8 protein-coding genes are annotated in these 14,328 nt (G+C 73.9%); 5 read left to right on the top strand and 3 right to left on the bottom strand.

All coding sequences use genetic code 11. The features are described from left to right. Window positions 1-170: 170 nt before the first annotated feature. Both WMF34_RS15675 and mutH read left to right on the top strand, forming a co-directional pair. Window positions 171-3,722, top strand: a complete 3,552-nt coding sequence (locus WMF34_RS15675) for a protein kinase domain-containing protein (RefSeq protein WP_157907638.1) — start codon at window positions 171-173, stop codon at window positions 3,720-3,722. A 218-nt stretch (window positions 3,723-3,940) separates the two neighbouring features. Continuing rightward, entirely contained in the window at window positions 3,941-4,624 is a 684-nt protein-coding gene (mutH, locus tag WMF34_RS15670) for a DNA mismatch repair endonuclease MutH (protein ID WP_012235634.1), read from the top strand. A 39-nt stretch (window positions 4,625-4,663) separates the two neighbouring features. Here mutH and WMF34_RS15665 read toward each other — a convergent pair whose 3' ends face one another. After that, window positions 4,664-6,385, bottom strand: coding sequence for a serine/threonine-protein kinase (locus tag WMF34_RS15665; protein ID WP_012235633.1), 1,722 nt, complete (start codon window positions 6,383-6,385; stop codon window positions 4,664-4,666). 282 nt (window positions 6,386-6,667) lie between these two features. After that, the gene (locus tag WMF34_RS15660; RefSeq protein ID WP_044964985.1) at window positions 6,668-8,785 is read right to left on the bottom strand and encodes a hypothetical protein; all 2,118 of its coding nucleotides are present in this window, start codon (window positions 8,783-8,785) and stop codon (window positions 6,668-6,670) included. A 986-nt stretch (window positions 8,786-9,771) separates the two neighbouring features. Here WMF34_RS15660 and WMF34_RS15655 point away from each other — a divergent pair. Genes WMF34_RS15655 through WMF34_RS15645 form a run of 3 tightly spaced genes read left to right on the top strand, consistent with a single transcriptional unit; the run spans window position 9,772 to window position 13,123 of the window. Beyond that, complete coding sequence (locus WMF34_RS15655; protein WP_437993763.1) at window positions 9,772-11,103, top strand: HD domain-containing protein; 1,332 nt, start codon at window positions 9,772-9,774, stop codon at window positions 11,101-11,103. Then, window positions 11,103-11,825, top strand: a complete 723-nt coding sequence (locus WMF34_RS15650; RefSeq protein ID WP_437993762.1) for a hypothetical protein — start codon at window positions 11,103-11,105, stop codon at window positions 11,823-11,825. Before WMF34_RS15655 ends, WMF34_RS15650 begins: the two co-directional genes overlap by 1 nt. Beyond that, entirely contained in the window at window positions 11,822-13,123 is a 1,302-nt protein-coding gene (locus WMF34_RS15645; protein ID WP_437993761.1) for a DUF4147 domain-containing protein, read from the top strand. Before WMF34_RS15650 ends, WMF34_RS15645 begins: the two co-directional genes overlap by 4 nt. Window positions 13,124-13,244: 121 nt before the next feature. On the opposite strand, the gene WMF34_RS15640 is transcribed toward WMF34_RS15645, so the two are convergent. Next, entirely contained in the window at window positions 13,245-14,249 is a 1,005-nt protein-coding gene (locus WMF34_RS15640) for a hypothetical protein (protein WP_012235628.1), read from the bottom strand. Between the last annotated feature and the right edge of the window lie 79 nt (window positions 14,250-14,328).

Below are 14,328 nucleotides of genomic sequence, written 5' to 3'. Positions count from 1 at the left end.
GGGGGCGCGCCTCCGGCCGGTCCGATCATCGTAGGGGGAGGTAGCTCTCTCGGAGCCATGTGGAGCGGCACGCGCTCCGGATCGAGGTGGGAGGTTCCATGACGGGCGAGGATTGCTGCGGCGTGGGAGGGGGGCCGGCGCGTCGGCGCGCTAGACTGCGCAACTTGCCGATGCGACCGCGCGCGGAATACCTCGAAGGGCTCGTCGACCTCACGTCCCACGACGACCCGAACGTCCGGCGCGCGCTCTTCCGGCAGACGATCGCCTCGCTGGCGCTGGTCGATGCGCTCGATGGATCGACCCCGCTCGACTCCCTCAGCCCGGATGGCCTGCTCCGGAGCGTCCAGACCGCCATGGCCGACGGGCTGCTCGACGATCTGAGCTGGCTCGCGCCGGCCGCGGCGAGCGTGGCGCTCTACGAGATCGCCGGGGCGCTCCCGCTCGGGCCGGAGCGGCGCGAGCTGGGCAGGCGCGTCCTCGGACAGCTCTACGCCGGCAACGCAGCGACGTTCGTCGCCCTCGCGACGCGCATGGCGGCCGGCTCGGCCCGCGGCCTGTCCGGGGCAGGGATCCGCGCGCGCGTGATGCTCTCGCTCTGGCTCCCCGCCGGCACCGACATCCCGGTCGAACCGCTCGCGCTCCTGCTCGCCTCGCGGCGCGAGCTGTCGCGCGACTGGATCGCCGCGCCGTCGACCGGCTCGCTCCCGGAGCGACGGCTCGCCGCGCGCCTGCTCGAGCGCGCCGCCCGCGAGGCGACCCGCCGGGCCATGCAGGGCGACGACCTCCCGCTCCGGCTGTTCCGTAACGTCGGCGACGGGCGGCGGCGCGACCTCGACCGCAGCGCCGACGGGATCGCGCTCGCCTGGCAGACGCTCCTCGCCGATCGCGAGCCGCTCGTGTGGCGCCACGTCGCCGCGGCGCGAGGGCTGCTCGCCGGGGTGCTGCCCGATTTCGCCGAGGAGGTGCGCGCGCTGCTCGCCCAGGATCTCTCCCCCACCGAGTGGCGGCGCGGCGCGGCGTCGCTGGCCGCGAGCATCGCCGTGGATCCGGACGGCGCGCTCGGACGCGCGATCGAGCTCCTCCGGAGCCCGCTGCTCGCCGCGGACCCGGGCATCGCCACCGCGATGGCCTGGGGGCTCCCCGTCGCGGCCGACGCGGAGCCCGAGGCCGCCGACGCGCTGCTCGACGAGATCGCGCGCACGTCTCCGATGGCGACCGCCGAGGCGATCGTCGAGCTCCGGCGCGAGCTGCGCGGCGTGATGAGCCGCGGCGAGCCGCTCGGCGCCCGCGCCGCGGCGCGCTGCGCCCGCGCGCTCGAGGACGCGCTCGAGGCCCCGCCCAGCGCGCACGTGCGCGACGACGGGCTCGCGGCGCTGGCGCGCGTCATCCACCGCGACCTCTCGATGGACAGCGCCGGGGTGGCGCTGCTGCGGGGCGCGCTCGACAGCGCCGTCGCGGCGTTCGTCGAGACCGGCCCGCGCGACGCGCACGGCCGCGCGCTCGAGGCCTACGCGCTCGCGACCGAGGTGGTGGGCGCGCTCGAGGAGATCGAGCTCCGCGAGCACGACGACGCGCAGAGCACCGCGGCGCGCAGGGCCGCGGTGGGGCTCGTGCGCGAGCTGGACGCCGAGCTGCTCGGCTCCGGCCTGCTGAAGAGCCTCCTCCTCCTGAACCGGCGGCCGAGCGAGGACGCGACCGGGGTCGCGTCCCTCGACGATCTCGACGAGCGGCTCGCCCGCTGGCTGCTCCGCGCCGAGGGGACCGCCGCCCGGGCGAGCGCCTCGCCGCCCCTGCACGTCACCGTGCACCAGCGCAACCTGCGCGCGCTCATCCACCTGATCGACGGCGAGAGCACCGACTTCGGCAGCGAGCCCGAGCTCAAGGCGCGGGTGCTCGCCCGCTGGACGGGCGCCATCGGCGTGCTGCTCGACCGGCTGCGCGCCGAGCGCGGCTCGTCGCTCCGCCGCGCCATCGCCGCCTCGGTCGCCCGCGGCCTCGACGCGCTCGTGCGCGAAGGCGCCGCCGACGCGGCCGACATCTTCTTGCACGCGGCGATGCGCGGCGGCGACCCCGACGACCTCGACGTGCTCGGTCAGGCGAGCATGCACCCGGACGTCGCCCAGCTGCTGCGCGCCTACGCGCGGTTCGCGCGCGGCGGGCGCGACGGCGGCGCCCGCGCGCGCGCGCCGGAGAGCGACGCCGCGGCGTCGCGCCGGTCGACCCGGCAAGGCGGCCTCGACGCGGAGCTCGCCGAGGCGGAGCGCGCGCGCGTGGCGCTCGAGCGCATCGCCGCCGTCGAGGCGCTCGTCACGGCGCTCCCTGCGGGCGCGTCGCAGCGCACGGAGATCGTGCGGGGCGCGCTCGCCCGCCTCTCGCGCGCGCTCGGAGCGATCAACGCGGCCCGCGCGCTCAGCGCGCTGACCGGCGCGGGTGACGGCGACGCGGACGCCTCGCCGCTCGCCGCCCTCGAGGAGGCCCTGACGCGCCTCGCCCAGTTGACCGCGGGCGCGCGCCGGCGCTGCGGGGAGCACCCGGCCTCCGCGCCCTCCGGCGCGACCGAGCCGCTGCGCCTCGCCATCGAGGTCGCGCTGCAGGAGGAAGGCGACGCGGAGCCGAGCGTCGCCGCGCCGATCGAGGCGCTCGTCTCGGCCGCGCGCGCGAGCATCCCGAGCGCGCTCGCCGATGTGGTCGCCCTCGTCGTGCCGCGCGTCCTGCTGCTCCCGGTCCGGCGGCAGAGCGCGCCGAGCGGGGTCGCCCTGCCCGAGCAGCCGCTGCCCGCGTGGCTGCCGAGCCGGCGCACGCTCGGCGGCTTCTACGTGCACCGCCAGCTCGGCGGCGGCTCGCTGGGGACGGTGTTCGTCGTCACCCGCACCGAGGAACGACACGATCCGTCGGCGGAGCGCTTCGCCCTCAAGGTGCCGGAGTACGATCACACGGCGGCCAGGAGCGTCTCGGAGGCCGACTTCCTCCGCCTGTTCCGGGAGGAGGCGGGCGCGCTGCTCTCGCTGCCCGATCACCCGAACCTCGCCCGCTTCGTCACGTTCGACGCGGGCGCCCGCCCCAAGCCGATCCTCGTGATGGAGCTCATCGAGGGCATCCGCTGCGACAAGCTGCTCGACGCTCGAGGCCTCACCTCGCGGAGCGCGGTGGCGCTGCTCGACGGCGTCCTCGCCGGGCTGGAAGCCATGCACGCCGTCGGCGTCGGGCACCTCGACATCAAGCCGACGAACGTGATCCTGCGCGGGGGACGCGAGCCCGTGCTCGTCGATTTCGGCCTCGCCGGCCGCCACATCCGCCCTGGCTGCGCCACCGGTTGCTACGGCGCCCCGGAGATCTGGGGCGTCGTCCCCGCCGGGGTCACGCCCACCCCGCTCACGGCCGACATCTACAGCTTCGGCTGCCTCGCCTACGAGATCCTCACCGGCAAGACGCTGTTCGACGCGCCCACCGAGGTCGCGCTCATCACGGCGCACGTCACCCACGACGGGCTCCCTGCGCCGATCAAGCGCATCGCCGACGATCCGAGGACCGCAGACATCGCGGCGTTCATGTATGCCTGTTTACGACACAACCCGAACGATCGCGCGACCGCCTCCTCCCTGAGGGAGATGCTGCTGCGGATCACCGGCCAGCTCGCTGACCTGAGATGGCCGCTCGACGACGAGCGGGCTGCCAGGCCCGGCACCGGTGGACCTCGGAAAGTCCATACAGGAAATTCCTGATGCGTTTTTCCTCTGAATCCTGTCGGCTCAAAGAAGGATTTAAGCAGTAGGTTGTTTCTCGGCGGCGCGTTCGGGGGGGCCGCGTATCAGGCCGCCATGGCCCCCGGGTCAGCGCTGCTCGATCCCCATCGACGTCCCGGCGCACCCCGGCGGCCAACCTTTCTCGATCGCGGCTGAGCGCTGGAGTCGCGCCCCGCGATGCTCTAAGGGCGGCGTCGTTGATCTCTGCGCTGAAACCGCCTCGCGACGAGGCCGAGCTCCGGTGCCGGGCGGCCGCGCTCGCCGGTCTGACGCTCGCCGATCTCGCACGCGCGCTCGGTTGCGCCGTGCCCCGAGGCGGCGTGCGCACGAAGGGCGCCGCCGGCGCGCTCGTCGAGCGCGCGCTCGGCGCGACGGCCGGCTCGACGTCGAGGCCCGATTTTCCCCACCTCGGGATCGAGCTCAAGACGATCCCCGTCGAGGTCACCGGGGCGCCGCAGGAGTCGACGTTCGTCTGCTCGATCTCGCTGTCGGACGCCGATCGTGCGGAGTGGGAGACGTCGCGCGCTCGCGCGAAGCTCGCCTGTGTGCTCTGGGTCCCGATCATCGCCGCTCCGGGCCGGCCGAGCGAGGAGCGACGGCTGGGCGCCCCGCGGCTCTGGCGGCCGACGGACGCGCAGGAGCGCGTCCTGCGCGCCGATTTCGAGGACCTGATGGGGCTCATCGGCATCGGCGCCGTCGAGGCGCTCACCGCGCACGCGGGGCGCTGGCTCCAGGTGCGGCCGAAGGCCGCGAGCGGGCGCTCGCGGACGCTCGCGTTCGGACGCGACGGGGAGATGATCGCCGCGCTGCCGCGCGGCTTCTACCTGCGCCCCAGCTTCACCGGCGCGATCCTCGGCGATCCGGCCGCGATCCCGGCGTGACCGGAGAGCCCCCGCCGCGCACGGGCGGCCCGGCGCGCGTCACTTGCAGGGGACGACCTTCTTGGAGCCGTCCGGCATCGTGGCGGTGCATGTCTCCAGCGAGAGATCGTCGTTCACGGTCGGCGTGACGGCGCGCGGCGCCGCCGGCGCATCCACGGCAGCTCCCCCAGCCTCCGCTGGGCGCGTGCGCCCTCGCCCGCCCGCGCCGGCGCGCGGCGGCTTGCCAGCGCTGGCGCTCGGCGACGTCGTCCCCGCTGCGGACGGCCCGCTCCCCGCGTCCGCCGCTGTCTCGGTGGAGCTGACGCCCGCATCCGATGCGCCTGCGTCCACCTCGCTCGCGCTCGCCACGCTCGCGCCCGCGTCAGCGGCCGCTGCGGTGGCCGCAGGGGCAGCGACCGTCGGGATCGCGGCCGTGTCTGGCGCCTGAGGCGCCGTCGCCGTCGGCGCGCCGGGTGCCGCGGTGTCGGCTGACGAAGGCGCGTCCGCCGGGGCGGTCGCCTCGCTCCCTCCCACGGCGAAGCGGCTGCGCTGGAACTGGAGCGCGCCCCACGCGCCCACGAGGACGGCGACGGCCCCGACCCCCACGTAGAGCAGCGTGCGCCCGCGGCGCGGGGCCTCTTCCTCCACCGGAGGCGCAGAGCTGCCCGTGCGCGCGCCCCTGTCGCTCACCGACGGCCCGCCGCTGCTCGCGCGCGAGGCGCGCGACGTCCGCGTCATGGCCGTCCGCGAGGCCGGCGGAGGCAGGTCGAGCTCCACGGCGTGCTGGCGAAGGATCGCGCCGATGGTCGTGCGCGTGCCCGGAGCGGCGTACGGCGCGAGCGCCTGAACGAACTCCGCGATCGACTGGAAGCGATCCTCCGGCTCGCGCGCGATCGACTTCTCGATCACCTCGACGAGGCCCTCCGGCACCTCGGGGCGGAGGTCCTGGAGCGCCTCGGGCGGCGATGTGTAGATCTTCGCGCACAGCTCGGGGAAGCTGTCGGCGACGTACGGCGGCCTGCCGCCGATGATCTCGAAGAGGCACACGCCGAGCGCGTAGATGTCGGTGCGAGGATCGACGCTCTTCGAGGAGCGCATCTGCTCGGGGGACATGTACAGCGCGGATCCGAGGATCGTGGTCGTCTGCGTGAGCGAGACGTTGCCCGTGTCGCCGGTGAGGATCTTCGAGACGCCGAAGTCGAGCACCTTGATGTGCGGCGCGCCGTCCGGGCGCTTCGTCAGGAACAGGTTCGCCGGCTTCAGATCGCGGTGGACGATCCCGAGCGCGTGCGCCTCCGCGAGCGCCTCGCACGCCTGGACGATGTGATCGATGCACTCGCCGATCGCGAGCGTGCCCGCCTCGGCGGCGTGGCCCGCGAGGTCCACGCCGTCGAGCAGCTCCATCACCATGTACGGCTCGCCGCTGTCGAGGGCGGCCACGTCGAGCACGCGCACGACGTGGTGCGTCTGCAGCTTGGCGACCGTACGCGCCTCGCGCATGAACCGCTCCGACGCCTCGGTGTACGACATGAACTCCGGGAGCAGGAACTTGATGGCGACACGCGTATCGAGATCGAGGTGCAGCGCCTCGACCACGAGGCCCATGCCTCCACGGCCGATCGTGCGCTCGACGCGGTACTTGCGCGCAATGACGGTGCCAGGCGCGATCGTGTAGACGTTGTCAGCCTTCGGTTCCCCCGGGCCGAGCGGAAACGCAGCCGTCTCCGGGCCGACCGAGACTTCTCCTTCGGTCGAGTCCGGCTCACCAGAGGAGGGCGCCATCGAGCTAAGGTATACACGTCGCGCTTCTCCGAAGCGATTCCCCTCACGCCGCAGGAATGCAAAGAGCTGCGAAAAACCGCCTCCCAGGTGGGACCCGGGCGCGGAACAGGCGGAATCAAGCGCAGCCCAGGGTCAGCCTGCGCGCCTCACGCACCGCCGCACCGCGGACGAAGCGCCCCTGCAGTGCGTTTGTGAGCGCCGATGACCGCCGGGCCGTTCCTTCAGGTTCGGCTCAGCGGTCCGCCCGCGCTCGTGGCCTCTCGATACCGGTTGACAGCGGGCTCAACGGGTGCGCGCCGGCGGAGTCCGGGATCGGCGCATGTTCGCCGTCGAGGAGGTCCGGTGCGGTCCCTCGGTGCCGTGCGCCGGGGTTTGCCGCGTCGCCTTGAGGTTGCCGAGATCGGCCTCGATCTCGACGCCGAGCGCGCGGCAGCGACGGATGAGCCGCTCCAGATCGACCCCCGCCTCGATCAGCAAGCCCGAGGGGGGTGACGGATCGACGAACATCTCGGCCGCCGGCCTCCGCGTGCGGAGCAGCTCGCGGATCTCGGGATCCTCGATCCAGAGGAAGCCGGAGGCGCCGACGAAGCTCGCCTTGCCGATGACGACGCTCGCCTGGATGAGCATGCGCGAGATGGTGTCCGGCAGCGGCGCGACCGCCTCGATGCGAGAGCGCAGGGCGTCGCTGTCGAGGCCTACCGACAGCGCGCGCGCGATCGACGGCGGCGTGAGCAGGAGATCGACCTGATCGCCGACGCGGCCGATCTCGGCGAACGACGAGAGCCCGAGCACGGCAGCGACCTTGGCGCTCAGGCCGACGCGCAGCGCGTGCGCCTCGACGAACTTGCTCTTGCTGTTGTCCGAGCTCGGCGCGGAGCCCGCGAGGAGCGCCCGCCCGCGCGGCGTCAGCCGGAGCGCCAGCTCCGCGCTGGCCACGTCCTCGGCCCCGCCGAGATCGATGATCCCGAGCGCCGGCAGCGACTCCAGCGCGATCCGCCGCGTGATGTCGGGGACCTCCGGCGCCTCGACCGAGGCGCGCTCGGCCCAGCGACGGACCAGCCGCTCGACCCCGGCGATGCGCTCGTCCGCCGCCAGGTAGCCCTGCAGCGACTGCCAGGGGACCCAGCGGCCCTCGCCGAGGTCGTGCAGCGCGTCGAGCACCATCTCGCGGAGCGCGCCGATGGGGCTCGCGTCGCGGTTGTCCGACGCGACCCGGAGCACTTCCCGCTCGGCGCGCGCTTCATCCCACGCGCCGCCGCGGCGCCACGTCGTGAACAGGAGCGGCGTCAGCTCCTGCACCTGGAGCGAGCCGGGCGGCGTCGCCGGCGACGCGGCCGATGCGTCCCAGAGCCCGACGGCGCGCGACAGCGCCGCGACGAGCGCGACGCCCTCGACGTCCCGCCCGAAGCGCTGCGCGAGCCGGACGAGCAGCGACCGCGGCGTCCCGACGCCGGGGCGCACGTCGCTGCCGGGCTCGCGCACGCAGTACGCGAGCGCCAGCGCGAGCATCCCGGGATCCGAGGCGAAGCGAGCGCGCCGCGGAGCGTGATCCTCCTCCAGGACGAACGACCGGATCTGCTCGCGCCGCTTCTCGCGCATCCGGCGGCGATCCGCGCCGACGATGGCGGCCACCTCGGTCGGCACGACGTGCCGGTTCGGATGGATCGGGATGAGGAAGGCGCGGCGCTCGAGCGCGAAGCCCGCGCCGCGGCGGCTCGCCGTCACCCCGCTCGCGCTGCGCAGGCGCATCGGCTCCCGCTCCAGATCGAGAAGCTCCTGCGTGTCCACCTCGCCGCCGACGGCCTCGATGGACTCGAGCAGGCGGCGCTCGACGGGCGCGAGGCGATCGATCTCCTCGCGGAGCCGCTCCGGATCGCTCAGCGTCTCCCACGCGTTCTCGAGGGACAGCGCGATGGGCGGCGTGGCGGGGCGGCCGAGGTAGTGCGTCGCGATCGCGCTCATCGTCTCGAAGGGCGCCTGCGCGAGCAGCGCCCTGATCGCCCGGGGGTCCTCGCTCTCCCAGCTCTTCAGCTGGACGAGGAACGCCGCAGGGAGCACGAGCTCGATGCCCTCGTCGGTCTTGCGCGCGTAGACGACGCCACGGGCGATGAGCGGCTCGAGGCCGGCCGGGAGCGAGGGGACGACGAGCACGCCGCCCGCCTCGGCGATGCGATGGAGCAGCTCGCGGCTGGCGGTCGGGAGCCGCGACGGGTCGCGCACGTCGGGGAGGCCGACCAGCGCCCGCGCCGCCTGAGAAGGCGCGTCGATGCGCTTCGCGGCGTCGATACGGATCCCCATGCGGGTGATGAGGCCCTTGAGCTCCGACTCTGGGAGGGCGCGGAGGATGGCGTCGAGCCGCCTCGGCGACTCGTCGAGCTCAGCATCATCACTGCTCGCCATGCCTCCCGATTCGCGTGTCACCCGACCTTGCTCCTCATCTGCAGGATGCTCCCGCCCCGCCTGTCGTCCGTTGGTCGTGGTCATGCGCTCGACTTGATCTCCCGGATATCCGATGACCCGCGTTAACCAACGGAATAGTCAGCCTCCTACCGTACACCAGGATGCTCGTCCAGCTTCAAGAAATCGAGCACTTTCCTCCTCCGAACACAATTTTCTCCGATCGCAATTTCGCTCGATGGCATCGCGGCGCCTCCTTTTCGGCTGTTCTTCGTCTGTTCTCGTCTGTTCGCGGCTGTTCGCGGCTGTTCACCCCGCTTCACCCCGCTGTGGTTCACGTCGTCCTCGCACGTCCTCGCGCGTTCCTCGCAGGGTCACGCGCTGTTCGCCCGATTCGCCTCAGGCATCTCAGCCGCGCATCTCGCGCGCTCGCCTCGTGTACCGCGACCGCACGAAACCGCACGCAGCCGCACGCAATCACACGCGCTCGTACGCAATCGCAGGCGGCCGCGGGACAGCGTTCGCGGTGCCATGGTGCGCCACGCGCGCCTTCTCGCGCGACGCTCGACACGATTTGCCCCTCGCTCGACCTTGGCGACGTCCGCGACGTCGGCCGCACGACGTCCGCCCCGCGATTCCGCCTCGGCGTGGCTGGCCCCGCCGCGTGGATTCCGTCGCACGCCACGCTCATGGCGCCCCGGTCCCGCGCGCCTGCCGTCCTCGTCCGGCGGAGCCGACCGGTTCGCTGGATCGCTCACGAGGAAGGCTCGGCGACGAGCCGCGCTTGCCTTCCCGCGGGCCCACGTGGGAACGTCGCATACCTCCTTGATTTCCCGCCCCTGTTCGAGGCGCACCATGCCGTGCTCCACACCGCACGCCCGAAGCAATGAGCCCTCCCCCCCGCGCGCACGCCCGCAGATCGACGCCATCAGGCGACTCCTGAGTGACTCGGCGCCGTTTGCGCCCATGGCGTCGAGTGGAGACCCATCTTGATTCTGCGCGACCCAGTCCACGGCTTGATCGAGTTCGAGAGCGGCGAAGCGGCCATCGTTCCGCGCTTGCTCGGCGCTCGCGAGGTGCAGCGGCTGCGGCGCATCCGTCAGCTCGGGCTGACGTCGCTCGCCTTCCCAGGCGCCGAGCACACCCGCTTCTCGCACGCGCTCGGGGCCGCCCACGTGATGCGCCTCCTGATCGCGAGGCTCCGTCAAATCGATCGCGACCTTCCGTTCTGGCAGAGAGTGACCAGCGACCGCGCGCGCGACGCGATCGCCGCAGCGTTCCTGCACGATCTCGGCCACGGCCCGCTGTCGCACCTCTTCGAGGAGGCCATGCCGGGGGCGCTCCACCACGAGCGCTGGACCGAGCGCATCCTGCTCGACCCGTCCTCGGACGTGCACCAGGTGCTCGTGCGCCAGGATCCCTACCTCCCGCGGCGGGTCGCCGACCTCATCGGCGGGCGGCACGAGCTGCCTTACCTCGCCAAGGCGGTGAGCGGCACCTTTGACGTCGATCGCTGCGACTACCTGCTCCGCGACGCGCACGCGACGGGCGTCAGGTACGGCGAGTACGACCTGCCATGGCTGCTCCGCAGCCTCAGGTTCAGCGACGTCCAGGTGGAGATGCCCGGCGGCGGCGCCGCGTCTGCCCCGCCAGCGCCCGCGCTCGCCATCGACGGGACGAAGGGGATGAGCGCGATAGAGTCGTTCCTGCTCGCCCGCTTCTTCATGTTTCAGCAGGTCTATTTCCACAAGACGACGCGCAGCGCGGAGTGGATGATCGGCGCCATCCTCCGGCGCGTCGTCACCCGCCTCGCCGCCGGGGACCGGATCCCCGAGGTCCCCACGGCCGTCGCCGCGATGGCCGTCGGCGAGATGCCCACCCTGGAGCAGTACCTCGAGCTCGACGATCAGGTCCTGCTGGGGGCCATCCACGCCTGGGAAGCGGCGCCCGATCCCGTGCTGTCCGATCTCGCCCGCCGCCTGCGCGTACGCTCGCTCTTCAAGTCGGTCGAGCTGTTCCCGGAGCCCGGCGAGTCGCCGGCCGAGCGCGACGCCCGGCGCGCGTCAGCGCTCGAGACGGTGCGCGAGATCGCGCAGAGCGGCGGGCTCGACCCGGAGGTGTACGTCGGCGTCGACGTCGCCGAGGACACGCCCTACGCCGAGGACGCGTCGCTCATGGTCGTCTACTCCAAAGGGCGCCCGCGACGCCCCGCCGAGGTGTCCTTCTTGCTGGATCGGCTGCGCAACGAGACGATGACACGCACCCGGATCCTCTTCGCGCCCGAGCTGCGGGATACGGTGCGGGAGGCGCTGATACGCTGATGACCACCAGGGACAAGGCAGCCGGTGGATCGTCCGAGCCCACGCGCCGCGCCATCACCAGAGCGCTCGCCAGCGTCGCAGCGCTCGCGGTGCTCGCGGTGGCGTCCACGGCGCACGCGGAAGGCGACGGCGCGTACGGCCGGCTGGACGGAGACCTCGATCTGCGCGCGGGCGCGGGCGCCTCGTTCGCGGACGGCGGTCCGGCGCTCTGCGCGCGCGGCGCCGCGGTGTACCTCTCGACCGCCGGCGTGTACGCGCACTACACCGACGCGCTCGGCGCAGAGGGAGCGCCCGTCGCGCGCTCGATCGCGGGCGGCGTCTTCATCCAGCCGCTCTTCCTCGCCCGCTATGCGAGCGATCTCGAGCGCAGCGCCCCCTGGCTCGACCTCTTCATCGATTCCGTGGCGCTCGGCGTGGGCTCGTTCTGGGAAGCGCCGCCCGGAGCCGGGCTCGCCGCGGAGCCCGGGCTGGAGCTCTCGCTGTCGCTCGACGTGCCGCTCCTGGGAGACGCCACGGGCCCGTTCCTCGGCCTGCGGGGCGCGCTCCGCTTTCGCGGGCCGGAGCTCTCGGGCGACGACGGCCCGCGCGACGCGCAGCGGGCGCTCCTCTCGGTCACGCTCGGCTGGCACCACGTCCTCCGCGCGCACCTCGTCGACGCAGGCGACCGCGCCCCCGCCCAGGGGGCGGCGCAGCGCGGCGTGGTCGGCGCGAGGACCCGTTGAGCGCCGCGCTCGACGAGCTGCGCGCGGCGCTGGTGGCCGCGTTCCGCGCCGGGCTGACAGAGCTCGACCCAGCTCGGCTCGTCGAGCGCGCGCTCGACGCCGAGGCCGGAGCGCACCGCGGCCGCGTGTTCGTGATCGCGGCGGGGAAGGCGGCGCCCGGGATGGCCCAGGGGGCGCTCCGCCGCTGGGGTGACAGGATCGCCGGAGGGCTCGTCGTCACCGTCGCGGCCCCGGCGCTCGCCGCGCGCGATGAGACGACATCGCTGGCCGACCCCGAGGAGGCCGCGCTTCGCCCGCTGCGCGTGATGCGCGCGGCGCACCCCATCCCCGACGCGCGCAGCGTGGACGCGGCCGAGGCGGCCCTCGCCGTCGCGGCCGCGCTCGGGCCCGAGGATCTGTTGATCGCCCTCCTCTCCGGCGGCGCCTCGGCGCTGCTCGCCGCGCCGCCTCCGGGCGTGCCCCTCGCGGACAAGCAGGCCGTCGTCGCAGAGCTCCTGGAAGCAGGCGCGCCGATCCAGGACGTCAACCTCGTTCGCCGCCACCTGTCGCGGATCAAGGGCGGGCGGCTCGCGGCGGCGGCGGCCCCGGCGCGGGTGCTGACGCTGCTCATGAGCGACGTCGTGGGTGGACTCCCGCACGACGTCGGCTCGGGCCCCACCGTCCCGGACCCGACGCGCGTGGAGCAGGCGCTCGCCGCGCTCGATCGCTGGGCCCCTCGGTTCGCGCGGCTCGCGCCCGCGTTCAGCGAGTCGCTGAAGCCGGCGGACGCGCGGCGCCTGGAAGCGCGCGTGCTCGCCGATCCGGACAAGCTCGCGGAGCGCGTGGCGGCGGCCCTCGCCGACAGGGCAGGCCTCCGCGCCACCGCCGCCCCCGCCGAGGACGGCGACGCGCGCGCGATCGTGGAGCGTCGCCTCGCGCTCGCGCGCACCCTCGCTCCCGGCGAAGCGGTCGTGATCCCGTGCGAACCGACGCTGGCGCTGCCGGCCCACCGCGGCGCCGGCGGCCGCGCAGGATGGATCGCGCTCGCCGCCCTGCGCGGCTTGCCGCCGGACGTCGCGCTCCTCTGCGCGGCCTCCGACGGCGTCGACGGCAGCTCCGGCGCGGCGGGAGCGGCCGTTGCCCGCGCGGCAGCCGCCGCGATGGACGACCGCACGATCGACGCCGCGCTCGCGCGCTTCGACGACGCCGTCGTCCACCGCGCGCTCGGCACGCGCGTCGAGACGGGCCCGACAGGTCACAACCTCACGGACCTGCACATCGTCGCGCGAGACTTCCCCGGAGGCGCGCGCGTGCGCTGACGCGGCAGCGCGCGCCGCGGCGCGGCAGCGCGCGTGAGCTCACGCGGCGGCGCGGGCTACGAGGCGAGCTCACGCGCGCAGGCGCGATGAGCGGCACGCACGCCGCGGGGGCGGCGCGCCCTCACTGCGGCTCGGTGACCGCGGCCGTGGTGTCGCCCATCGCTTCGCGCACCGCGAGCGCGAGCGCGCAGCTGTTCGCCTGCCGCTGCCGTGCGTCGAGCACGCTCCCCTCGACCGAGGGCGTCCCGCCGATGAGATTGCCGCTCGCTTCGCGGCGCACCCGCAGGATGGGCTTGCCGTCCGACAGCCGCCACACCCCGACCCGCGCCATGTGCGGCACCCCGAGCAACGCCTCGGTGCTCGCCGCTCCCTCGGCCGGCTCGTCGAGGACGAGGAGGTAATACTGTGCCCGCGTGAGGAGCTCCGCCGCGAGCGGAACATCGTCGCGCATCGTGTCCTCGAAGCTGGACTCCAGCAGCCGCAAGCGGAGCTCGCTCGAGGCATCCTGTGCGTCACGCACCCACTCGTCCGAGAGGACGTGCATCGTCCGGTAGGCGACGCGCAGGTTGAACGGCTGCGCGGGCCTGGAGCAGCGCTCGGCCTCGTTGCAGTACTCGCCCGCCGGGCAGTCCCGCGTGCGCTTGCACTCCGCGCCGGCCAGCGGGTTCGGGTTCGGCACACGCAAGAGGCACGCAGTGAACGCGTCGCGGAGCGACTGCTGCGCGTTCTTCCGGACGGCGTCGACGCCCGTGGCCTCGTCTACCCGGAGGCGCAGGTAAATGCCCGCAAGCTCACGGAAATTCCACGTCTTGAGCGCCTCCCGATCCACGAGATCGGCGCCGGCGCTCCGCGCAAGATCGAGGGTCCAGCCCTCCACGCGCTCGCGCATGGGGAACCAGCGCGGGCCGAGCTCGACGGCGACCGCGCGCTGGCGCGCCATCAGCTTCTGGCGCGCGCTCTCCATCTGCCCCTGCGACCACTTCCAGTGGAGGATCGCCGAGACCGCCAGGACGAGGGCCGTGTAACCCCAGAACTTCGCCGGGGGCCAGCGCATCTTGGAGCGCGCCTCGCGCGCCTTGTAGACCGACGGCAGGCCGCGCTCGCGGGGCGGCTGTTCAGAGGACATAGCAGAGGCTCCACGCAGGAGGCCCCAGCCCGATCACCCGAGCAAGGCAGCCTCCTCCACGCGAGCCGCGTAGAGGCGA

This window comes from Sorangium sp. So ce145 (assembly GCF_051525985.1).
GTDB classification, from domain to species: Bacteria; Myxococcota_A; Polyangia; order Polyangiales; family Polyangiaceae; genus Sorangium; species Sorangium cellulosum_B.
This window is presented reverse-complemented; position numbering and strand designations above follow the sequence as displayed.